Raw genomic sequence first — 19,644 nt, forward strand, 5'->3', positions numbered from 1 at the left:
CAGACTGGTTCTAATATTCCTGTGAGCAGAAAAAATTTCAAACAGCATTTACATACAAAACCCTTTCGTTTTTAAGACTGTGCGTGTATAATATATAAACAAATCGTAATTATTACGATTTGTTTATACTCTCATCGAAACCGGGGTGCTGAGATTGAATGAAAAAGGGATGAATGTTCTGGCAAAGGGAATTATTGCAGGTCTATCTGAGACAAAAAGAAACGTTTATCGATATATAGAGAGCAGAGAAGATGAACTTGCGTCCCAATGCGAAACAAAAGAACAATTTCTAACTATGCTCGTTCAAGTGTCGCCTTATCATGAAGCAGCAAACAGGTTCAGTATAAGTGTTGAAGAAATTTACCGGCTGATGAAGGAAACAGAAGCTGAAATCAATAAAAAGCTCGAACAACAACTGAGCACTTATAAATGGATCGACTGTACAGAACGAATAGAAAATGGTTCGGCAAGCAACAAAAAGCATTTTCTCTTTCTAACATAATGGACCGGAAACAGTTTGCATTTTAAATCGTAATGATTACGGAAAGGAAGGATGAATGAACTATGGCAAAAAAATCCAAAGTAGCAAAAGAAAAAAAGCGTCAGGAGCTTGTTGAAAAATACCGTGAACTGCGTGCAGAATTAAAAGAAAACGGAGATATTGAGGCATTGCGCAGACTGCCGCGCGATTCTTCTCCAACACGATTAAAAAACCGCTGCGAGGTAACAGGCAGACCTAGAGGGTATCTGCGTAAATTTAAGCTGTCAAGAATTGCATTCCGTGAGCTTGCCCACAAAGGCCAGCTTCCCGGTGTGAAAAAATCAAGCTGGTAAGGAAAAAGAAGGAAAACATACTCTGCCAAGATGTGACTGAAGCATGCCATTTGCCGTGGTATGCTTTTTTCATTTGTATATAAGTATCTATTTTCAATAAATAAACATCTTCTTCCAAGGTATGACTGGCTGCTTTTGATATGTCTTCTCATGCAGTGGCTGATGCTGAAATCAGGCCTTGAAACGAAGGATGAACTTAAAGTCATTACACTGTTCCATATCATCGGGCTTGCCCTTGAACTTTTCAAGGTGCATATGGGCTCCTGGTCATATCCGGAGGAAGGGTATTCCAAGGTTTTTGGAATTCTGCTATACAGCGGCTTTATGTACGCAAGTGTAGCGAGCTACTTATGCCAGGCTTGGATGCGTCTCGGGGTCGAGCTGATAAAATGGCCCTCTCTCTGGGCAGTCGTGCCGCTTGCTGCTGCCATCTATTTAAACTTTTTTACACACCACTTCTGGATTGACATTCGCTGGTTGCTTTTCGGACTGGCCATCCTTATTTTCTGGCAGTGCTGGGTTTTCTGATGAGGTGAACGGAACCAGGTACCGCATGCCTCTTGCTCTATCTTTTGTTCTGATCGGCTTTTTCATATGGATTGCCGAGAATATTGCCACCTATTTTGGAGCCTGGAAGTATCCGAATCAAACAGACGCCTTGAGCCTCGTCCATGTGGGGAAAGTCAGTTCATGGCTGCTGCTTGTGATTGTCTACATTATATTTAAAAGATGTTTAAAAATAGAAATTAAAAAAGAGGTTTTAAAGGGCCATATTGATACGTTACTTTTGTCACTGCTTAAAAACCGGATTATGTACGGCTATGAGCTGGCAAAAATGGTGCGGGAAATAAGCAATAATCAATTTGAATTAAAGGAAGCTACTCTCTATTTATCCTTAAAGCGGCTGAAAAAAACAAGTGGATTTCATCTTACTGGGGTGAAGAACAGGGTCCGGGAGAAAGGCGCAGATATTATAAAGTGACACAATTGTTGATTTTTATAAGTGTCTTATGGAGCCCCGATACCTTGCCTTCTTTATGTGATTGCGTCTGCTGGTGTAGTCAGCGTCCATTCTGAAGGTACGCTGGTTTTTCGGTCCGAGCCAGCCGGGATCGCTGTCGAAAAGTTTTACCCTGAAGGGGTGGCGCTTTAGCATCGTTACTTCTCCCGGATAAAGATCTGCAAGCTTATTCGAAAGGTGAGCTGCCGTCATTCCGCCGCCAATGACGGCTACCTGACCGGGAAGCTTATCAAGCTCCAGGTCTTTGTCAAAAACATGATAGATTTGTTCAAAATCTTTTTTCGCTGCTTCAGCCCACTCTGGCCAATAAGGCTGTTCCCCGATGCCAATGGCAAGGACAATATTTTCAGAGATCAGCGTTTCCCCGTTTGAAATGGTAACCTTCCAATGTTCACCTGCTTTTTCCAGCGATTTCATACGGCCCTGAATCCAGCAGTTTTCAAGATTAAGTTCCCGGTATATGTGATCACAGTGGTTTTTAAATAACTCCAGTGAAGGTCTTTTAAACCTGCCATAGAAATCATGATATCCCATCTGTTTTGAAAAGCGCTCAAGTCCAAAGGGATTCATCTCAATATGGTGAACAGATGGAGACCGCAAAAATGGCATAGATATTGCTTCTGTACAGTTTCTCCAGTTTTCAAGAGGCTCGGAATGTGGATCAATCACTCTCAATTTTTCCGCCTCCGTTTTTTTGCTTTGCAGAAGAAAAGCGGCCATTGTCATTCCCTGAACTCCGCCTCCGATAATGATCCATTCGTACATAATCCCACTCCTAAAACGTAATTGTTACGATTTAATTAGTTTACCTAATCCCTATGAATTTTACAATAGGAGGGATTTGTCATGAAATTGCATAATTTAAGAACCGGCCCCGTATGATATAATGCTAGGAGAAATAATAGGATTGGAGTTTTAAGATGAAAAAACCGGCGTTTTCTATTGTGAAAGAGTCTCTGGCTCTTGCATTAATAGGGTTGTTTATTTATCTTTTTATATTTATAGATTTCGGGGACTTCCAGGTTGAAGCTCCTAAATCGTTCTTAAACTTAAATACGATTTTCCTGAGCATTGTGCTTGAAGCCATTCCCTTCATCCTGCTCGGGGTATTTGTTTCCGCTTTGATTCAGTCATTTGTATCGGAAGAGATGATTCAAAAATACCTTCCTAAAAATGCTGTTATTGCCCTGTTTCCTGCAGCACTGCTCGGCATTATTTTTCCTGTCTGCGAGTGTGCCATTGTTCCGATTGTGAGACGATTGATAAAAAAAGGCATGCCGCTTCACGTTGGAATCGTGTTCCTGGTTTCTGCTCCGATATTAAATCCAGTCGTGTTCGCATCTACATTCTATGCGTTTCAGTCCTCTAAAGAAATCGTATACGGCCGCATGGGGCTTGCCTTCATCGTTGCGGTTCTGGTTGGTCTTGCGGTGTATCTGATTTTTAAAAATCGCGATCAGCTGAAATGGACAAGAGAGGAGCTTGTTGGAAGAACGGTTCCTTTAGAGCCTGTAAAAGGTGTAAGCAAGTGGAAAGAAACACTTTTCCATGCAAGCGATGAGTTTTTTGAAATGGGGAAATACCTCATTCTTGGAGCGTTCATTGCAAGTGTCTTCCAGACGTTCCTTGACCGCACCCTGCTGACGGATCTTGGATCGAGCGAATTCCTGTCTCCGGCCATCATGATGGCATTTGCCTACATTCTTTCGCTCTGTTCAGAGGCTGATGCGTTTGTGGCTGCCTCATTCGGCGGGACGTTTTCGGCAGGTTCTCTGCTCGCCTTCCTGGTTTATGGACCAATGATCGATTTGAAAAATACAATCATGCTGTTCGCCTTTTTTAGAGCGAAATTTGTTTTTGCTTTTATTGCGATTGTAACAGCAGCTGTTTATCTATCCGTGCTGGTTTATCAGCAGGTAATCCTGTAAGGAGGAAAACCGATGGAAAATAAAAGAGATTACCGTTTTCACTTATATTTGCGCGGCATTATCCTCATGGGCTTTACGATGCTTCTTTTTAAACTCATCGTCACAGGAGACATCCGGAATTTTATTGCACCCCGGATGCTTCCGTTTATCTATTTTGCCGTTATCACGTTTTTAATTCTAGGTGTCGTTCAAATCTGGAGGAGCGGCAGTAAAAATGCTGAAGAGCTCTATTGTAACTGCGGTTTTGATCATTCAGGAAAAAGTTCGCCGATTCAGTCGCTTGTTATCTACTCGTTCTTTATCTTTCCTGTCATTACAGGTTTTGTTTTCCCTGACACGGTCCTTGACAGCTCAATTGCTGCTAAGCGCGGCTTTAAAAACGGTCTGGCCCAGTCTCAGGAACAGCAGGCCGAATCAGAAGAAGACGCTCAGATGGATGAAGAGCTCGCTGATCTGTACTTGCAGGATCCAGATGAGTATATGAAGCAGCTTGAGGAAAGAGTAGAGGAGAAATCGCAGTCGCCTGAATCAAGTCCAGACGTACCTCTTGAACATCCGGACGGATTCCAGATCCAAGCTCCGCCAGATGGTTATTATGAAGAGCTGGAAGCTAACATGCTGAAAATGGACAAAATTGTTCTGAATGAGAAAAACTATATCGCAATGACCAATATATTAGATAAAAACCCTCAGAAATTTGAAGGCAAAGAAGTGGAAATGCACGGATTTGTTTACAGAGAAGAGGGTTTTGAAGAGGATCAGTTTGTTGTCGCCAGATTTGGCCTATCGTGCTGTGTAGCGGATGCTTCAGTGTATGGAACTCTGGCTTCTATTGAAGACGGGGAGACATACGAACAGGATGAGTGGGTAAAAGTAAGCGGCAAAATAAAGAGTGTGAAATTTAAGGACTGGACGCTGCCGAGTGTGGAGATTCAGTCTATCAAGAAAATCGGGCAGCCGAAAGAACCTTATGTTTATGAAGAATATTAAAACGAAGCGCGGATTAAGTATCCGCGCTTTTGTGTTCGAACTCTAACGGGTGAAAGTCCCGAGTACGACCAGGTAGCGGTAAGTACATAGCCAAAAGCAGCAGGGGAGAGCGGAAGCGGGAAGAGTATGACAGCAGCGGCTGTACTTGGACTTCTTCCTCCTAATATCGGGATTTCAGAAGGCAGTATTCTTTTTTCAGGAAACGAAATGACAGCCATGCATGAAAAAGATAAAAGAAAAATACGGGGCAAAGAGATTGCCTATATTTTTCAAAATTATCAGGGAAGCTTTACTCCATTCATTAAAATAGGAAAGCAGCCCGTTGAAGCGATAGTATCTCACAGAAAAATAGGAAAAGAAAATGCGAAAGAGGAAGCACTCCTAACATCTTTCCATGGCAATCATCGATCCGTCGGAGCAAGTTCAGGAACACGCAAAAACCTATATTACGATTAGAATATGGGGAGCGCCATTTGCTTTAATGAATTATGTGATCCTTGGCTGGCTTATGGGACTGTCAAAAATTAAGTTCGCGTTTTATCTGCAAGTCGGAATGAATGTGCTGAATATTCTTCTTGACCTGCTTTTTGTTTTTGGATTTTCCTGGAATGTGGCAGGTGTAGCTGCAGCAACACTGATTGCTGAAGCAGCCGCGGCTGCGCTGGTTTAACGTATATCCTTAAAAGTCAGCGCAACCTGCTGAGGCTTCCGAATCTAAAGAAAACGGCAGATATTACTTCCTTAATGAAAATGATGACAGTGAACAGGGATTTATTCCTTCGCACCGTCTGTTTACTGATCATGTTCAATATATTTACAAAGTACGGAGCTTCCTTTGGAACAGACGCACTTGCAGCAAATGCCATCTTAATTCAAATTCATTACATCATGGCTTACTTCTTTGACGGATTTGCCAATGCCTCCAGTATTTTAACCGGAAGTGCGATAGGGGCAAAAGATCGAAACGGGTTTGATAAAATTCTTTCCCTGTCCTATCAATGGTCTGTATATGCCGCTTTGCTGATTACATTGGTGTACTGTTTTGTGAAGGACAGCGCAATCGAGCTTTTTACGCAAATTCCAGCCGTTGCAGAGCTAGCTTCTCATTATGGAGACTGGCTGCTGCTGTATCCTCTGTCTGCCTGTGCCGGATTGATTATCTATGGCGTGTTCACGGGTGCAACATCTGTCGTTCATGTAAGAAATTCAATGATCTTTTCTCTAATTGTCTACCTTCTATTTCTCTGGGCGTTTTTGCCCGTATACGACAATCATGGCTTATGGGCAGCATTTCTTGCATTCAGCTTCTGCAGATCTGTCTTTTTAATGATGTATGTACCGCGGTTAAGAAAAAATTTGTTTAGCCGTTAAGAGCTGCGTCGGTAAAAATACGGTTGCTTAACAAAAATCAATTCGATATACTGTTCTCATTGCTTATACAGTTGTCCGTACAGGAAATACATACGGACTTAGGAGGAATCAGGATGATAGGAAGACTATTGATTTCATGTGAGGACCGTCCGGGAATTGTCGCCGCGGTTTCAAGGTTTCTGGCAGATGAGGGGGCTAATATAATTCACTCGGATCAGCACTCCACCGATCCGGTCGGCGGGCTTTTTTTTATGAGGATTGAATTTCAGCTTCATGGCATAGAAGATCATATAAATGAACTCAGAACCAGATTTGAACAAACAGCAGCACCCTTTCAAATGAAATGGCGCATGTCCTGTGCCAGCGAGAAAAAGAAGATAGCCATTTTTGTTTCTAAAGAAGATCATTGTCTGCAGGATCTTCTTCAGCGTTTCCGGCTTGGAGAGCTGTCTGCGGACATCTCAATGGTCGTCAGCAATCATGATGACATGAGAGAAATTGTGAAACCATACGGCATTCCGTATCATCATGTTCCGGCAACAAAGGATACAAGGGAGGAAGCAGCAGAACGCCATCTATCATTGCTTGAAGAAGCCAATGTTGGTACTGTTGTGCTTGCGCGTTATATGCAAATCATTCCGCCAGTTATGATTGAGCAATATAAAAACCAAATCATCAATATTCATCATTCGTTTCTTCCCGCATTCGTCGGGGGTAAACCGTACAATCAGGCATATGACCGCGGTGTGAAAATCATTGGTGCTACAGCCCACTATGTGACAGAAGAGCTTGATCAAGGCCCGATTATCGAACAGGATGTTGAGCGGGTGAATCACCGCTATCAAATTAAGGATTTAAAAAGAATTGGAAGAGATGTCGAGAAGCTTGTTCTGTCAAGAGCAGTAGGCTGGCACTTAGATGATAAAGTCCTTGTTTATGAAAACAAGACGGTTGTGTTTCCATAAGAAATTAAATCATGCAAAAAAGCCGCTATTTGCGGCTTTTTTCATGTGACGTCGAATAGACTATTTCTTTACACTCTGCTTTGAATCAATTTTCTCATACACTTTATCAAGCAGAATTTTATCATTCAAGATGGTTTGTTTATTTTCTTCGACCAGTTCTTTAAATGATTTCTTTTTAATTCTCATCAGGTTATCTCCTTCCCCTGCATTCTTTCGCTGAATTCCTTCTCAAGCTTGGTTTCGCAAAGCTCGTAAAGCTGACCTTCTGCGGTTCTATATATCCCCATATCAAGCAACCGTTCAATTAATTCATTTTTTCTTGAGTCAGCAGCTCCATGAATTGTTGGTTTCATTGTGAAAAACTCACCTCGTTATAAATGATTACGATAATCATTCTCAATTAAAGTATACATGCAATGAATCATTCTTGCAAATATTTTCTGAATTTTCAAAGGGCAAAAATGTATCCCATTATATATATCACCAAATGAAGAAAACAAAACTAGAAAATTTGTTTTTTGAGGAAAGATGGTTTATTATACAAATAATAATAATTACGATTTGGTGCATCGAAAGAATTAATCCGTCAGAAAATGGTTGAAAAATATAGAGAACTAAGACTTCATCTAAAAGCGGAAGGAGATTTAGAGGCTTTAAGAAACCTGCCGCGTGATTCCTCGCCGGCACGTTTGAAGAATCGCTGTGCAATCACCGGCAGACCAAGGGGGTACATGCGCAAGTTTAACCTTTCAAGAATTGCATTTCGAGAATATGCCCACAAAGGACAGCTGCCGGGAGTGAAAAAAGCAAGCTGGTAGAGATAAAAAAGCGGGGGATATTGGCGTCCCCCGCTTTTTTAAAGTATCAGAATTTATATGTTTTTCTATGGTGTCTAGCTCCACCGCTCAGGCTCCTCGGCCAGAACGGCTCCGTCTGTAAAGGCAAAAAGCGCCTTTTCAGCCGGATCCTTATCTGTCTGTCGGAGCTAAACGGGCGTTTCCGCTTTTCGTGCTGTCTAGCTTCACCGCTCAGGCTCCTCGGCCAGAACGGCTCCGTCTGTAAAGGCAAAAAGCGCCTTTTCAGCCGGATCCTTATCTGTCTGTCGGAGCTAAACGGGCGTTTCCGCTTTTCGTGCTGTCTAGCTCCACCGCTCAGGCTCCTCGGCCAGAACGGCTCCGTCTGTAAAGGCAAAAAGCGCCTTTTCAGCCGGATCCTTATCTGTCATGCCTTTGCTAAAAGGGCGGTTGCGCTTTTCTCATTTTCGGTAAGAAAGCTCTGCAACAGCATCATGAAGATGAATGGATTCTTCATTTCGGCATTCGACATGAAAAGCTGCCACAAAATCCAGCTCGTAAAGATCTGCTGCGACCAGCCGCACCATATCTTCGACAAAACGAGGATTTTCATAGGCTGTTTCGGTTACCATTTTTTCATCAGGACGTTTTAGGACGGGGTGGATCATCGCACTTGCATTTGTTTCTGCAGCAGCAAGCAGTGCTTCTTTCCAGTCCTGCTCCTCACGGTAGTCATCTGTAAATTCAACATCCATAGTGATAAATCCGCGCTGATTATGCGCGCTGTATTCACTGATTTCTTTTGAGCACGGACAAAGGGTTGTGACAGCACAAGTAAGCTTAGCACTGGAAGTGAACCCTTTATTTTCTTCATATTTAATTTTTAAGCCTGCCGTTGCATGATTTAAGCCTGCAAGCTCAGAACTCGGTCCTTTTCGCTCATAAAACCATGGGAAAGTGACTTCAATTTCGGCATCCTTTTGTTTAAGGCGCTCTGCAAGTTCTTTAGTGAAATCATAAAGCTCGTTTAATGAAAGTGTGAATCCTCCATTTAAGCGGTATTTCTCAAGCTGTTCTGTAAAGCGGCTCATGTTTGTGCCTTTCGCTTCATAAGAAATGGATGAGGTCATTTTAAAAGAAGCAACAGTGGTCTGCTCCATTGGACTTAATGAAGACAGGATCTGAACAGGGTATTTAACGTTGCTGATTCCAACTGCATTTATATGAAAAAGAAAATCTTTTTTAGAATTTTGCAGATCAGGCATTTTGTCTTTTTCGGTTGGTTTTGTTTTTAAACCAGGTTCAACAGAGCCGAAGAGTCTGTGTCTCTCTTTTTTCGGCGGTAATGTAATCTCTCTAATCATGGATGATCTCCTCTCAAGTGCCTCAATAATAGAGAGTATACTGTACAAAGATAGATAACGGCAATTAAAAATGCTTTACAAAGGAAGATAAACTCAGGTTTTTTGGGCGAATTTTTAAATTCGAAAGGCTGTTTTCTCATAGAATGTTGTTTTTTATTAAAAATGTTGTTCGTTCCTTTCCGCTTTAGGAACTTGCTTTCCGCGGGGAGCATGGGAGCCTCCTAGGCTTTGCCTGCGGGGTCTCCCATTTTGCTCTATCTCCCGCAGGAGTCAAGTTCCTTCCGCTGCAATCCACTAAAGGTTACCAACATTTAGTCTAATAGCAACAAAATTAAAGAATTTGACGCCGCATTGCATAATTTATGACAGCCATCAGTATGATATATTGCTAGAAGAAAAAATAGGATTGGAGTTTTAAGATGAAAAAACCAGCCTCTTCTATTGTGAAAGAGTCGTTAGCTCTTGCCTTAATAGGATTGTTTATTTATCTTTTTGTTTTCATAGACTTCGGGGATTTTCAAATTGATGCCCCAAAAGCATTTCTTAACTTAAATACTATTTTCTTAAGTATCGTGCTTGAGGCAATCCCGTTTATTTTGCTTGGCGTTTTTGTTTCGGCACTCATTCAATCGTTTGTATCTGAGGAAATGATTCAGCGGTTTTTGCCAAAGAACGCAATTATTGCTCTATTTCCGGCGGCTCTGCTCGGCATTATTTTTCCAGTTTGCGAGTGTGCGATTGTCCCGATTGTCAGACGATTAATCAAAAAGGGCATGCCTCTGCATGTAGGAATTGTCTTTTTAGTTGCCGCTCCAATAGTAAATCCAGTCGTCTTTGCGTCTACATACTATGCATTTCAGTCCTCAAAAGAAATTGTATATGGAAGGATGGGACTTGCGTTCATCGTTTCTATATTAGTTGGATTCGCGGTGTATTTGTTATTTAAAAACCGCGATCAGCTGAAGTGGACAAGAGAAGAATTAGTTGGAAGAAGCACAGGGGCAGAGCCTGTCAAAGGTGTGAATAAATTTAAGGAAACACTCTTCCATGCCAGTGATGAATTTTTCGAAATGGGGAAATATTTGATTTTGGGTGCATTTATCGCCAGTGTTTTTCAAACCTTCTTAGACAGAGCTCTATTAGCTGAACTGGGTTCCAGTGACTTTTTGTCACCGGCAATTATGATGGCATTCGCCTATATTCTCTCGCTTTGTTCAGAAGCCGATGCGTTTGTTGCCGCTTCATTCGGGGGAACGTTCACTGCTGGCTCGCTGCTGGCATTCCTGGTTTATGGTCCGATGGTAGATTTAAAGAATACGATTATGCTGTTTGCTTTTTTCAGAGTGAAATTCGTGGCCGCGTTTATTGGAATCGTGACGGCGGCCGTTTATGTCTCTGTTATAGTTTATCAGCAGTTAATTTTATAAAAGAAGGAGTCCTGAAGAAATGGAAAAGCAAAGAGATTACCGTTTTCACCTCTACCTGCGCGGAATTATCTTAATTGGTTTTACCATGCTTCTCTTTAAACTGATCATAACGGGAGATATTCAAAATTTTATAGCTCCCCGCATGCTGCCGTTTATCTATTTCGCAGTGATGACTTTTTTGCTGCTGGGAGTAGTCCAGATTTGGAGAAGCGGCAGTAAAAATGAAGAAGAATTATACTGCAATTGCGGTTTTGATCATTCAGGAAAAAGCACGCCGATTCAATCATTAATTATTTACGCCATGTTTATCTTCCCGGTAGTCACCGGTTTTGTTTTCCCGGATGTCGTTTTAGACAGTTCGATTGCTGCAAAGCGCGGTTTTAAAACCGGCTTAAGCGCTTCTCAAGAAACGGCAAAAACGGAAGAGGAAGAACCAATGGATGAAGACTTAGCCGATCTTTACCTGCAGGACCCTGATGAATATATGCAGCAGCTTGAAGAAAGGGTGCAGGAAAAATCTCAATCCCCGGAATCGAGTCCAGATGTTCCGCTTGAACATCCGGATGGATTCCAAATCCAGGCTCCGCCGGAAGAATTCTACAAGGAGCTCGAAGCAAAAATGCTGAAAAAGAAAAAAATTGTTCTAACAGAAGAGAATTACATTGCCATGACAAACATAATGGATGAAAATCCTGAGAAGTTTGCTGGGAAAGAAGTAGAAATGCTCGGTTTTGTTTATCGTGAAGATGATTTTAAGGAAAATCAATTCGTGGTAGCAAGATTCGGATTATCGTGCTGTGTTGCCGATGCATCTGTCTATGGAACACTTGCATCGATTGAGGATGGAGAAAAATATCAGCAGGATGAATGGGTAAAAGTCACCGGGATTATAAGGAGCGTTAAGTACCAGGACTGGGTTCTCCCAAGTGTGGATATTCAATCTATTGAAAAAATCGAACAGCCGAAGGAACCATATGTTTATGAAGAATATTAAAAGAAACCGGCTTCCCTGAGTGGATGCCGGTTTATTTTTGGTCTTTTTCGTTTTCATTCGATTCATCTTTTTTCAGAGGATCAATTTTATGCTCGTATTTATACGCTTTTGAAGTAGTCAGAACACTGAGCAGAAGCACGATAATAATGATGAGAATACAAATCGCAAAGATAAAAAACATATTAAATCTCCTCCTGTGTATCATTAATTGTATCAGAAATCTGCTCAGAAATTGTTTTATTTTCTCTTAAAAGGGGTAATTTATAAGTACAATAAGGAGGAGACTTGAATATGTCAGAAAAATTAGTGCAAACCGTCAATAAACAAGTAGCTAACTGGACAGTTTTATATGAGAAACTACATAATTACCATTGGTATGTAAAAGGACAGAATTTCTTTACTCTGCATGAAAAATTCGAAGAGCTTTACAATGAAGCGCACGTTCATATCGATGAACTTGCAGAACGTCTGTTGGCACTTGAGGGAGCTCCTGTTGCAACGCTGAAAGAATGCCTGGAACTCTCAACAGTAAGTGAAGCAGAAGGAAAAGAAACAGCAGAGCAAATGGTGCAAACCGTGTATAACGACTTTTCAAAAGTTGCCGATGAACTAAAAGAAGGCATGGACCTTGCAGATGAGGTCGGTGATGAAACAACGGGTGACATGCTCCTTGCTATTCACCAAAGTCTAGAGAAGCATAACTGGATGCTGAAATCATTCTTAGGGAAATAAGGCTGCCGCAGGGCAGTCTTTTTCGTTGATTAATCTCTTCTGGAAAAAACGTAAAATGGAGGTTTGCTCAATGATTTTTATCGGCATCCGAACCGGTCTTTTGGCTGCTTGTAGATTAGCACATTTTTTTAGGGATGAGATACCTGCTAGAGCAAGGTGAGAAACGAAAACATAAAATAGATGGAATGTATTCTTATAGAAAGGATGGCAAGAACATGTCTCGTCTGGAAATGGGCTTGCTTATGCTTACCTCTATCTATTTCTCCGTACTCACCTTCATAATCGGCGAACTTCATGAAATCTTTTTAATTCTGTTATCATTAATGTTAATCGAGTTTTTAACGTTTATTTTGGCTGACGCTCTTACTGACACTGCGAATTTGCTGAAAAATTCGGCATCAAGGCTTGTTGCAAAAGTTATCATCATTTCGGTTGTGGCCGTTGCGAATTTACTTGATCTTGTATTAAATACAAATTACATTCTGCGCGATGGAACGATTTGTTTCTATATTGTTTTTGAAGCTCTGCGAATATTGAGAAACGCCCATAATGTCAAGCTGCCTGTCCCTAAGTTTTTAATCAGGATTTTAGAGTATATTGAGCAATTGTTTAAAAAATGAGTGCCGAATAATTTGTTCATGAATAGGAAAAAAATAAACAATGGACAAGTAAAGGGGTGCTTAAAGAAATGTCAGATACGAAGCAAACTTATTATGTAACGGTTGCGAACGGTGAAATATCACAGCTGAGCACGGAAGCTCCGTGGGATTATAAGATTGAAGCGACAGAAGAGGAAATTACATCTCTCAGAGAGTATTTTGATCAGGTGTATTCATCTGACTGGCAGGGATTTTTCAGAGCCCATGTTCCGTACTTGGAATATCATTACGACAGGCAGAATGATGCGGTAGATCAAACAAATTATAAAATTTATGAAATGATTTATCAGCTTGGAGACGAAGAAGCAAGGAACCATATTCGCTCACAGGGAATTTTAAAAAAGATTGAAGAACAACAATAGGTCTTATACAAACTCTTTCATTGTGATAAGATTTTTATGGACACATAGAAATTGAGGGATAGGAAAATGTTTCGATTTAAAGATTATTATCACAATGAAGTTCATCTGTCTTTTGAGGAAAATGCATTCTCAAAAGATCCTAAGCATGTTTGGGTCATTTGCCGTTACGGAGATCAGTGGCTGCTTACGATTCATCGCGATCGGGGATATGAATTTCCGGGAGGCAAGGTCGAAGAATCTGAAAGTCCTGATGATGCTGCTGTCAGAGAAGTCAAAGAAGAAACAGGGGCGTCTGTGTCGAAGTTAACGTATATCGGACAATACAAGGTGCTTGGAAAAGAAAAAACAATCGTCAAGAATATTTATTACGCAGAAATTGGGGAGATCATCCCCCAAACAGATTATCTTGAGACAAAAGGGCCTATCTTATTTGACTCCCTGCCTTCGGATATTGGGAGAAATCGAAAGTTTAGTTTTATCATGAAAGATGAAGTATTGGTTAAGAGCTTGATGAAAGTAACAGCAGAGTATATTTAGTGAATCCCGGCAAATGAATGCCGGGATTTTTTTATAGAATCATAAAAAAACAATGGAAAATATAGTAATATGAAGAAGAGCAGATGAAATTAGGGGGGAATACAATGTCTCACAGTGAACCAAGGTACGTATGGATTGCTGTTTCTTTGTTATTGGCAGTCTCAAGTTTTTTTGTCATTCTGATTGTTCCGTATACCATACATAACATTTTATATCACACAATGAATACCGCTACGATCCAAACGCCTAAGCTTGTCCTGTATATGTACGGAGTCTCTATTGGAATACTTGCTCTTTCCAGTTTTTTGATGTATTTAAATCAGAAAAAACTGTGGAAAGCGGCATTGCCTCTGGCGATTATCGGGTTTATCGGAATTGCACTTGGCACAGATCACTATAAAGTAGTGACCTATGATGAAATTAAGTTCAGTAACCCATGGTCCTTTTCTGAAACAAGCTACAAGTGGAAGGATGTTAAAGAAATTATCACCGAAGAGTCTGATGATGAGGCGGTTAACTGGCAAGTAAAGTTTTTATTCAAAGATGGGGAAGAACTTGTCTTTCTGCGCGACAGAAGATTTAACAGTGATCATGCGAATTTTTATTCTGCTGCAAAAATGAACGGTGTTCCTTACAAAGGAATAAATGATAAATAATAAAACAGGCTTTCGGATATCCGAAAGCCTGTTTAAATGGATCATACTCCAATAGATGAAGCAATATTTTCTTTTTTAAGAAAATCAGCCAGCAGGTCTGGAGCCGTCAAGTAGATTAAGCCGTTTCCTTCAAGACTCTTAGGAAAGCCAAGCGGAATCGTTCGTTTCATCAGCTGGGCATAGATTTCCGGTTCTGAAAGTTTTCTTTCGAATTCACTCTCAGCAAGCTTCTTGACTAATGCAAGAGCCCCTGAAACATGCGGTGCGGACATGGATGTTCCGCTGAATACGGCATATTTTCCGCCGGGAATGGTAGAAATGATTTTCTCCCCAGGTGCGACGGCGTCTATTTCATTATTTGAATTGGTAAAGTAAGAAGATTTTCTTTGGAGACTGATCGCTCCGACTGAAATGACTTCATTGTAGCAGCCGGGGTATGAGAATTCCGATGTTTTGCTGTTGCCGTCTCCTTCGTTGCCTGCTGAACACACAACGAGAATTTGGTTTTGTACAGCTTTTTGTATCACTTCATGAAGCTCAGGCACATCAGATGGCCCCCCGAGAGACATTGAGATAATATCAGCCTTTTCTGAAATGGCATATTCAATGGCATTGATAATCCACTCATAGGCACCTGAACCTTCTTCTCCCGCAAGTGCTTTTAAAATAAGGAGCTTAGCTTCAGGTGCAACACCAATCACACCTGATGCCGCATTTACGGCAGCAATCGTACCGGCTACGTGAGTTCCGTGGCCGCTGTAATCTGTAAATACATCAGGATCTCCATTATCATCATCGGTAAAGTTGCGGCCGCCGATTACTCTGCCCTCTAAATCAGGATGCTGTGCGTCACATCCAGTATCAATTACTGCAATCAATACATCTTTGCCTTTAAATCCTTTGCTCCATAATGCGGGGGCTTGAATCATATCCACGCCTTCCGGGATTTGCTGAGCCTCTGCAAGATGATTGTCAACTTTGTACGGGATCAATTTAATAGACTTTTCCATTACAACCCCTCCTATCATTTCTTCAGAAACAAATGTAAGGCCAGAGACAGAGGTATAATAATCAGAACTTTCTGTTAAATTTTATCATTTTCCATCAATTCTAGCAAATGCCAAATAGACTAGAGATGAATAATGAAAATGGCACAGACGACTTAGACTGATAAAACAAAAATACGGCCCAATTAAGACCGTATTTTTTATTCATCATCCTTAACCAGCTTTCTCTCCAGCAGTTCAACGGCCTGATACATAATGGTTGCAAAGCAGGCAATGATGATAAGCGAGAGGAGGACAAGCGTAAAGTTGAAGACCTGAAAACCGTAAATGATCATGTACCCCAATCCTTTTGCGGATACCAGGAATTCTCCTACAATGACTCCAACCCATGAGAGTCCTACATTGACTTTAAGGGTTGATATAATCGTTGGAAATGATGCAGGCAGTACGGCTTCTTTGAACATCTGCCATTTCGACGCCCCAAAAGTTTGAAGCACCTTCAGATAGTTGGAATCCATTTCCCGGAATGCCGTATAAACTACGATTGTTGTTATTATGATAGAGATGATGGCACCCATTGCAATGATAGAGAAATAACCAGGTCCAAGCGCCACAATTAAAATAGGTCCTAGCGCTACCTTTGGCATAGCATTTAAAATGACCAAGTAAGGATCAAGAATATTTGACAGCCGTTTAGACCACCAAAGAACAGCTGCAAGCACAGTTCCGGACAGTGTGCCGATGATAAAGCCAAGCACGGTTTCAAATAAGGTGACGCTCAAATTTGAAAGAAGAGATCCGTCCGCAATCTTTACTAAAAATAAGTTCCATATTTTTGAAGGGTAACTGAACAGCAGAGGATCAATCCATTCTCTTTTTCCTGCTATTTCCCAAAGGGAGAAAAACGTGATAAAGATAAGAAGCTGATAAAACCTTACCCAGTTTTTCTCTTTTTTCAAGCCTTTTAAATAAGATTGATGCAGTCTGTTTAATTCACTCTTTTCCATCAAGCTGATCCAGCTCCTTCCAAATATGCTGAAACAGGTCTGTAAAGGAGGGGTGCTGTCTCGCTGTAAATGGTGTCATGATTTTTAATTCTTCTGGAACTTGAAAGATTTTAGCGATTCTTCCAGGTTTTGAGGAAAGAAGAAAGATGCGGTCGCTCATAGCGATGGCTTCACCGATATCATGTGTGACAAGCAGCGCCGTTTTCCTGAAATCCTTCAATGTGCTCCAAACGAGGTCTTCAAGCTTAAGCTTTGTTTGATAATCCAGCGCAGAAAAAGGTTCATCAAGCATGAGAAGCTTAGGATTCGTAGAGAGTGTTCTGACCAGAGCTGCACGCTGTCTCATCCCGCCTGACAGCTGGCGCGGATAGTTCTTCTCGACATTCTCAAGTCCCATATCTTTCAGCAGAGTAAGACTTTTCTTTATTGCATCAGCTGACATGCTGCCCCCGATTTTTAATCCGAGCAGAATGTTTTCTTCAATTGTTTTCCACGGGAAAAGGTAATCCTGCTGCAGCATGTATCCAATGGCAGATGTGTCATGTTTGACCGGTCTGCCTTCCATTAAAATGCTGCCTTTTGTAGGTGAGATCAGACCCGCGATAATGGACAGCAAGGTAGTTTTGCCGCATCCGCTCGGGCCAAGAAAGGAGATGAATTCTCCTTCCTCCACTTGTAAATCAATATCCTCTAATGCAAGAGTTGCTGATTCTTTTGTAAAATACATATGGTGGATATGCTGGACCGTCAAGAAAGACATGCTGAAACCTCCTTACTTTGCAGCGTCTTCTGCGAACTTCGTATTAACCAGTGTTTCGTGCTCAATTCGCTCAGGCAATTCGTTCGCTTCTTCCATGATGTTTTGAAGATTCGTCCATTCTGCCTCATCAAGGATTGGATCATTTGCAAAAGATCCCTGCTCTTTATAGCGCTCTACTACTGTTGTGATAAGCTCAAGTTCTGTATCTTTAAATTGCGGGGCAATTGCCTTTGCAATGGTTTCAGCACTATTTTCCTCTACCCATTGCTGGGCTTTATAAATGGCTTTTGTGAATTTTTCTGCTGCTTCTGAATCTTCTTTTAAGAAGCTTTCTTTTGCCATAAATGTTGTATAAGGAACTTTTCCGGATTCATTCCCGAATGATGCCACAATGTGCCCGGTGCCTTCTTTTTCAAAAATGCTTGCTGTAGGCTCAAAAAGCTGGACAAAATCGCCGGTTCCTGAAGCAAAAGCGCTTGGAATATTGGCAAAATCAATATTTTGAATCAGATTTAAATCATTTTGCGGATCAATACCATGCTCCTTTAAGACGAATTCTCCAACCATCTGCGGCATTCCGCCTTTCCGCTGGCCAAGGAACGTGCTGCCTTTCAGCTGATCCCAGCTGAAATTCTCGATTTTTTCTCGTGACACTAAAAAGGTGCCGTCCGTTTGTGTAAGCTGGGCAAAATTGATTACGGGATCTTTAGAGCCTTGAGCAGAAACGTAAATCGACGTTTCAGAGCCGACAAGTGCAATATCCGCACCATCTGAGAGAAGAGCTGTCATTGTTTTATCTCCGCCCCATGTTGTTGTAAGCTCAACATCAAGACCCTCTTCTTCAAAGAAACCTTCAGACATTGCAGCATACAATGGTGCGTAAAAAATGGAATGGGTAACTTCAGCCAACCTGATTTTTTCCGGCTTGTTTTGATTGCACGCACTTAGTGTAAAGATAAGAAGAGCGAGTACCGCAAAGCCGATGAGACTTTTTTTCATATAAAATCCTCCTTGGTGACAGACACCATCAAAAAATATTAAAATGAGTATCCAAATTTGTAACGCCTAGAATAATGTATGAGAGCGAAAAAAATGTGTGAATGCCTATAAATGATTTTGCGAGGTGCAAGAAAAAATGGAGAATGGTTCAATTATCGAGCGTCAGCTGCTGCCGTCGCCTAATCCTAAAATCAGACTGCAGCTCATCACCTATTTATCCGAAGGGCTTAAAGTAAAGGGACTCCTGGCTGAACCTCAGAAAGAAGGAAAATATGACGGTTTTCTTTATTTAAGAGGCGGAATTAAAAATGTTGGCAAGGTCAGAGCGGGACGAATTGTGCAATTTGCTTCAGAAGGATTTGTCGTGATGGCTCCGTTTTACCGGGGGAATCAAGGGGGAGAAGGAAACGAGGATTTCGCGGGAGATGACAGATATGATGCGCTGCATGCGCTCACTTTATTAAAAAACCATCCTAAAGCTGATCAGGAACGAATCCATGTCTTCGGATTTTCAAGGGGAGGAGTAATGGCGCTTTTTGCTGGAATTTTAGACCATGACGTCCGTTCAGTCGTTACATGGGGAGGCGTTTCTGATATGTCCCTTACATATGAGGAGCGGGAAGATCTGCGGAGAATGATGAAGCGGGTGATAGGAGGGACTCCTTCAAAATATCCTGAAAGATATAAGTGGAGAACGCCTCTGTATAATCTGGATTCATTGAAGGCTCCAATTCTTATTATTCATGGCGCACATGATCAAAATGTATCTGTGGAACATGCTTACCTGCTTGAAAAAAGACTTGGTGAACTTGGAAAAAGCGCAGATACGATGTATTTTGAGGAGTATACACATTACTTTCCGCCTGCCGTTAACCGAAAAGTAGTAAGAGAGCTGACTTCCTGGATGAAAAAGCAATAAATACGGGGATCCTGAGCTGAATGAATATGTTAAAATAATGATATATGAAAAGGAGTGATTGAGATGGGGATGCCTTTAGAATTGAACACGATGATCGTGACAAAAGGGAGAGAAAACCGATTAGAAGAGAATCTATTTTCTCTCGAGAAAGAGGGCTATCGCATTTATCCGCTGGAGATTCCCGTTGAAGTCAGGAAAACAAAAGAAGGGGACGTCAGCGGACAGGCTCTGATCAAAAAACTTGAGCTTTCTGATTCTAAGACCATTCTGACGTATCAGCTGATTGCGCTGAAATCAACAAATTAATTTTTAACGTAA

26 protein-coding genes and 3 pseudogenes are annotated in these 19,644 nt (G+C 41.4%); 20 read left to right on the forward strand and 9 right to left on the reverse strand.

Annotated elements, in window-relative coordinates; translation table 11 throughout:
- Positions 1-154: 154 nt before the first annotated feature.
- From ABEQ24_RS03480 to ABEQ24_RS03495, 4 genes and pseudogenes are all read left to right on the forward strand, one after another.
- A complete protein-coding gene (locus tag ABEQ24_RS03480) occupies positions 155-502 on the forward strand; it encodes a hypothetical protein (RefSeq protein WP_430005476.1) in 348 nt (115 codons plus the stop codon).
- A gap of 62 nt (positions 503-564) precedes the next feature.
- Positions 565-834 (forward strand): 30S ribosomal protein S14, encoded by a 270-nt coding sequence (gene rpsN, locus ABEQ24_RS03485; protein ID WP_430005477.1) that lies wholly within the window; start codon positions 565-567, stop codon positions 832-834.
- Between the two features lie 111 nt (positions 835-945).
- Positions 946-1,612 (forward strand): annotated as a pseudogene (locus ABEQ24_RS03490) (DUF817 domain-containing protein); the annotation flags it as partial.
- Positions 1,607-1,824 (forward strand): annotated as a pseudogene (locus ABEQ24_RS03495) (PadR family transcriptional regulator); the annotation flags it as partial. The pseudogenes ABEQ24_RS03490 and ABEQ24_RS03495, both read left to right, overlap by 6 nt.
- Before the next feature lie 7 nt (positions 1,825-1,831).
- On the opposite strand, the gene ABEQ24_RS03500 reads toward ABEQ24_RS03495, so the two are convergent.
- Positions 1,832-2,620, reverse strand: a complete 789-nt coding sequence (locus tag ABEQ24_RS03500) for an FAD/NAD(P)-binding protein (RefSeq protein ID WP_430005478.1) — start codon at positions 2,618-2,620, stop codon at positions 1,832-1,834.
- A 155-nt stretch (positions 2,621-2,775) separates the two neighbouring features.
- Here ABEQ24_RS03500 and ABEQ24_RS03505 point away from each other — a divergent pair, with 155 nt between their 5' ends.
- From ABEQ24_RS03505 to purU, 6 genes and pseudogenes are all read left to right on the forward strand, one after another.
- A complete protein-coding gene (locus ABEQ24_RS03505; RefSeq protein WP_430005479.1) occupies positions 2,776-3,783 on the forward strand; it encodes a permease in 1,008 nt (335 codons plus the stop codon).
- A 12-nt stretch (positions 3,784-3,795) separates the two neighbouring features.
- On the forward strand, positions 3,796-4,773 hold the full coding sequence (locus ABEQ24_RS03510) for a TIGR03943 family putative permease subunit (protein ID WP_430005480.1): 978 nt from the start codon (positions 3,796-3,798) through the stop codon (positions 4,771-4,773).
- Positions 4,774-4,887: 114 nt separating this feature from the next.
- Positions 4,888-5,229, forward strand: a pseudogene (locus ABEQ24_RS03515) (ATP-binding cassette domain-containing protein); the annotation flags it as partial.
- Positions 5,168-5,443: an MATE family efflux transporter gene (locus tag ABEQ24_RS03520; RefSeq protein WP_430005481.1), complete on the forward strand. Its 276-nt coding sequence runs from the start codon at positions 5,168-5,170 to the stop codon at positions 5,441-5,443. The pseudogene ABEQ24_RS03515 and the gene ABEQ24_RS03520, both read left to right, overlap by 62 nt.
- A 74-nt stretch (positions 5,444-5,517) precedes the next feature.
- Positions 5,518-6,144, forward strand: a complete 627-nt coding sequence (locus ABEQ24_RS03525) for an MATE family efflux transporter (protein ID WP_430005482.1) — start codon at positions 5,518-5,520, stop codon at positions 6,142-6,144.
- Between the two features lie 113 nt (positions 6,145-6,257).
- Positions 6,258-7,109, forward strand: a complete 852-nt coding sequence (purU, locus tag ABEQ24_RS03530) for a formyltetrahydrofolate deformylase (RefSeq protein WP_430005483.1) — start codon at positions 6,258-6,260, stop codon at positions 7,107-7,109.
- A gap of 60 nt (positions 7,110-7,169) precedes the next feature.
- Here the strand turns inward: purU and ABEQ24_RS03535 are convergent, their stop codons facing one another.
- Entirely contained in the window at positions 7,170-7,295 is a 126-nt protein-coding gene (locus ABEQ24_RS03535; protein WP_083328337.1) for an FbpB family small basic protein, read from the reverse strand.
- Complete coding sequence (locus tag ABEQ24_RS03540; RefSeq protein WP_430005484.1) at positions 7,295-7,462, reverse strand: Fur-regulated basic protein FbpA; 168 nt, start codon at positions 7,460-7,462, stop codon at positions 7,295-7,297. The genes ABEQ24_RS03535 and ABEQ24_RS03540 overlap by 1 nt, the downstream gene beginning before the upstream one ends.
- 228 nt (positions 7,463-7,690) lie before the next feature.
- On the opposite strand from ABEQ24_RS03540, the gene rpsN (ABEQ24_RS03545) reads away from it, so the two are divergent.
- A complete protein-coding gene (gene rpsN, locus ABEQ24_RS03545; protein ID WP_430005644.1) occupies positions 7,691-7,927 on the forward strand; it encodes a 30S ribosomal protein S14 in 237 nt (78 codons plus the stop codon).
- Positions 7,928-8,364: 437 nt separating this feature from the next.
- Here rpsN (ABEQ24_RS03545) and folE2 read toward each other — a convergent pair whose 3' ends face one another.
- Entirely contained in the window at positions 8,365-9,267 is a 903-nt protein-coding gene (gene folE2 / locus ABEQ24_RS03550; protein ID WP_430005485.1) for a GTP cyclohydrolase FolE2, read from the reverse strand.
- Positions 9,268-9,686: 419 nt separating this feature from the next.
- Here folE2 and ABEQ24_RS03555 point away from each other — a divergent pair, with 419 nt between their 5' ends.
- Positions 9,687-10,694 carry a permease gene (locus ABEQ24_RS03555; protein WP_430005486.1) on the forward strand — a complete coding sequence of 336 codons (1,008 nt, stop codon included), beginning with the start codon at positions 9,687-9,689 and terminating at the stop codon, positions 10,692-10,694.
- A 19-nt stretch (positions 10,695-10,713) separates the two neighbouring features.
- Positions 10,714-11,688 carry a TIGR03943 family putative permease subunit gene (locus ABEQ24_RS03560; RefSeq protein WP_430005487.1) on the forward strand — a complete coding sequence of 325 codons (975 nt, stop codon included), beginning with the start codon at positions 10,714-10,716 and terminating at the stop codon, positions 11,686-11,688.
- Positions 11,689-11,719: 31 nt separating this feature from the next.
- On the opposite strand, the gene ytzI is transcribed toward ABEQ24_RS03560, so the two are convergent.
- Positions 11,720-11,869, reverse strand: a complete 150-nt coding sequence (ytzI, locus tag ABEQ24_RS03565) for a YtzI protein (RefSeq protein ID WP_430005488.1) — start codon at positions 11,867-11,869, stop codon at positions 11,720-11,722.
- A gap of 110 nt (positions 11,870-11,979) precedes the next feature.
- On the opposite strand from ytzI, the gene ABEQ24_RS03570 reads away from it, so the two are divergent.
- The 5 genes from ABEQ24_RS03570 to ABEQ24_RS03590 all read left to right on the forward strand — a co-directional run bounded on the left by ABEQ24_RS03570 (position 11,980) and on the right by ABEQ24_RS03590 (position 14,634).
- The gene (locus ABEQ24_RS03570) at positions 11,980-12,420 is read left to right on the forward strand and encodes a Dps family protein (RefSeq protein WP_430005489.1); all 441 of its coding nucleotides are present in this window, start codon (positions 11,980-11,982) and stop codon (positions 12,418-12,420) included.
- A 215-nt stretch (positions 12,421-12,635) separates the two neighbouring features.
- On the forward strand, positions 12,636-13,040 hold the full coding sequence (locus ABEQ24_RS03575) for a phage holin family protein (RefSeq protein WP_430005490.1): 405 nt from the start codon (positions 12,636-12,638) through the stop codon (positions 13,038-13,040).
- Positions 13,041-13,108: 68 nt separating this feature from the next.
- Complete coding sequence (locus tag ABEQ24_RS03580) at positions 13,109-13,441, forward strand: hydrolase (protein WP_430005491.1); 333 nt, start codon at positions 13,109-13,111, stop codon at positions 13,439-13,441.
- Between the two features lie 66 nt (positions 13,442-13,507).
- Positions 13,508-13,978, forward strand: coding sequence for an RNA deprotection pyrophosphohydrolase (ytkD, locus tag ABEQ24_RS03585; protein WP_430005492.1), 471 nt, complete (start codon positions 13,508-13,510; stop codon positions 13,976-13,978).
- 104 nt (positions 13,979-14,082) lie between these two features.
- Positions 14,083-14,634 carry a hypothetical protein gene (locus ABEQ24_RS03590; RefSeq protein ID WP_430005493.1) on the forward strand — a complete coding sequence of 184 codons (552 nt, stop codon included), beginning with the start codon at positions 14,083-14,085 and terminating at the stop codon, positions 14,632-14,634.
- A gap of 41 nt (positions 14,635-14,675) precedes the next feature.
- On the opposite strand, the gene ABEQ24_RS03595 is transcribed toward ABEQ24_RS03590, so the two are convergent.
- From ABEQ24_RS03595 to ABEQ24_RS03610, 4 genes are all read right to left on the reverse strand, one after another.
- Entirely contained in the window at positions 14,676-15,644 is a 969-nt protein-coding gene (locus tag ABEQ24_RS03595) for a S8 family peptidase (RefSeq protein ID WP_430005494.1), read from the reverse strand.
- A gap of 197 nt (positions 15,645-15,841) precedes the next feature.
- Positions 15,842-16,648: an ABC transporter permease gene (locus ABEQ24_RS03600; protein ID WP_430005645.1), complete on the reverse strand. Its 807-nt coding sequence runs from the start codon at positions 16,646-16,648 to the stop codon at positions 15,842-15,844.
- A complete protein-coding gene (locus ABEQ24_RS03605) occupies positions 16,635-17,408 on the reverse strand; it encodes an ABC transporter ATP-binding protein (protein WP_430005495.1) in 774 nt (257 codons plus the stop codon). The genes ABEQ24_RS03600 and ABEQ24_RS03605 overlap by 14 nt, the downstream gene beginning before the upstream one ends.
- Positions 17,409-17,420: 12 nt before the next feature.
- Complete coding sequence (locus ABEQ24_RS03610; protein WP_430005496.1) at positions 17,421-18,407, reverse strand: ABC transporter substrate-binding protein; 987 nt, start codon at positions 18,405-18,407, stop codon at positions 17,421-17,423.
- Between the two features lie 136 nt (positions 18,408-18,543).
- Here ABEQ24_RS03610 and ABEQ24_RS03615 point away from each other — a divergent pair, with 136 nt between their 5' ends.
- A complete protein-coding gene (locus tag ABEQ24_RS03615; protein WP_430005497.1) occupies positions 18,544-19,326 on the forward strand; it encodes an alpha/beta hydrolase family protein in 783 nt (260 codons plus the stop codon).
- A gap of 63 nt (positions 19,327-19,389) precedes the next feature.
- Positions 19,390-19,632 (forward strand): DUF2584 domain-containing protein, encoded by a 243-nt coding sequence (locus tag ABEQ24_RS03620; RefSeq protein ID WP_070878780.1) that lies wholly within the window; start codon positions 19,390-19,392, stop codon positions 19,630-19,632.
- The last annotated feature ends 12 nt before the right edge of the window (positions 19,633-19,644 follow it).

The sequence above is a fragment of the Metabacillus idriensis genome (assembly GCF_050483325.1).
In the GTDB taxonomy this organism is placed as follows: Bacteria; Bacillota; Bacilli; order Bacillales; family Bacillaceae; genus Bacillus_P; species Bacillus_P idriensis_A.

Bases quoted from the DNA above. Each gene is read 5' to 3' on its own strand.
- ABEQ24_RS03605 (WP_430005495.1), bottom strand. From the start codon at position 17,408: ATGTCTTTCTTGACGGTCCAGCATATCCACCATATGTATTTTACAAAA.
- ABEQ24_RS03525 (WP_430005482.1), top strand. From the start codon at position 5,518: ATGAAAATGATGACAGTGAACAGGGATTTATTCCTTCGCACCGTCTGT.
- ABEQ24_RS03615 (WP_430005497.1), top strand. From the start codon at position 18,544: ATGGAGAATGGTTCAATTATCGAGCGTCAGCTGCTGCCGTCGCCTAAT.
- purU (WP_430005483.1), top strand. From the start codon at position 6,258: ATGATAGGAAGACTATTGATTTCATGTGAGGACCGTCCGGGAATTGTC.
- ABEQ24_RS03575 (WP_430005490.1), top strand. From the start codon at position 12,636: ATGTCTCGTCTGGAAATGGGCTTGCTTATGCTTACCTCTATCTATTTC.
- ABEQ24_RS03505 (WP_430005479.1), top strand. From the start codon at position 2,776: ATGAAAAAACCGGCGTTTTCTATTGTGAAAGAGTCTCTGGCTCTTGCA.
- folE2 (WP_430005485.1), bottom strand. From the start codon at position 9,267: ATGATTAGAGAGATTACATTACCGCCGAAAAAAGAGAGACACAGACTC.
- ABEQ24_RS03580 (WP_430005491.1), top strand. From the start codon at position 13,109: ATGTCAGATACGAAGCAAACTTATTATGTAACGGTTGCGAACGGTGAA.
- ABEQ24_RS03555 (WP_430005486.1), top strand. From the start codon at position 9,687: ATGAAAAAACCAGCCTCTTCTATTGTGAAAGAGTCGTTAGCTCTTGCC.
- ABEQ24_RS03620 (WP_070878780.1), top strand. From the start codon at position 19,390: ATGGGGATGCCTTTAGAATTGAACACGATGATCGTGACAAAAGGGAGA.
- ytkD (WP_430005492.1), top strand. From the start codon at position 13,508: ATGTTTCGATTTAAAGATTATTATCACAATGAAGTTCATCTGTCTTTT.
- ABEQ24_RS03560 (WP_430005487.1), top strand. From the start codon at position 10,714: ATGGAAAAGCAAAGAGATTACCGTTTTCACCTCTACCTGCGCGGAATT.
- ABEQ24_RS03610 (WP_430005496.1), bottom strand. From the start codon at position 18,407: ATGAAAAAAAGTCTCATCGGCTTTGCGGTACTCGCTCTTCTTATCTTT.
- ABEQ24_RS03500 (WP_430005478.1), bottom strand. From the start codon at position 2,620: ATGTACGAATGGATCATTATCGGAGGCGGAGTTCAGGGAATGACAATG.
- ABEQ24_RS03540 (WP_430005484.1), bottom strand. From the start codon at position 7,462: ATGAAACCAACAATTCATGGAGCTGCTGACTCAAGAAAAAATGAATTA.
- ABEQ24_RS03535 (WP_083328337.1), bottom strand. From the start codon at position 7,295: ATGAGAATTAAAAAGAAATCATTTAAAGAACTGGTCGAAGAAAATAAA.
- ABEQ24_RS03520 (WP_430005481.1), top strand. From the start codon at position 5,168: ATGGCAATCATCGATCCGTCGGAGCAAGTTCAGGAACACGCAAAAACC.
- rpsN (WP_430005477.1), top strand. From the start codon at position 565: ATGGCAAAAAAATCCAAAGTAGCAAAAGAAAAAAAGCGTCAGGAGCTT.
- ABEQ24_RS03600 (WP_430005645.1), bottom strand. From the start codon at position 16,648: ATGGAAAAGAGTGAATTAAACAGACTGCATCAATCTTATTTAAAAGGC.
- ABEQ24_RS03510 (WP_430005480.1), top strand. From the start codon at position 3,796: ATGGAAAATAAAAGAGATTACCGTTTTCACTTATATTTGCGCGGCATT.
- ytzI (WP_430005488.1), bottom strand. From the start codon at position 11,869: ATGTTTTTTATCTTTGCGATTTGTATTCTCATCATTATTATCGTGCTT.
- ABEQ24_RS03595 (WP_430005494.1), bottom strand. From the start codon at position 15,644: ATGGAAAAGTCTATTAAATTGATCCCGTACAAAGTTGACAATCATCTT.
- ABEQ24_RS03590 (WP_430005493.1), top strand. From the start codon at position 14,083: ATGTCTCACAGTGAACCAAGGTACGTATGGATTGCTGTTTCTTTGTTA.
- ABEQ24_RS03570 (WP_430005489.1), top strand. From the start codon at position 11,980: ATGTCAGAAAAATTAGTGCAAACCGTCAATAAACAAGTAGCTAACTGG.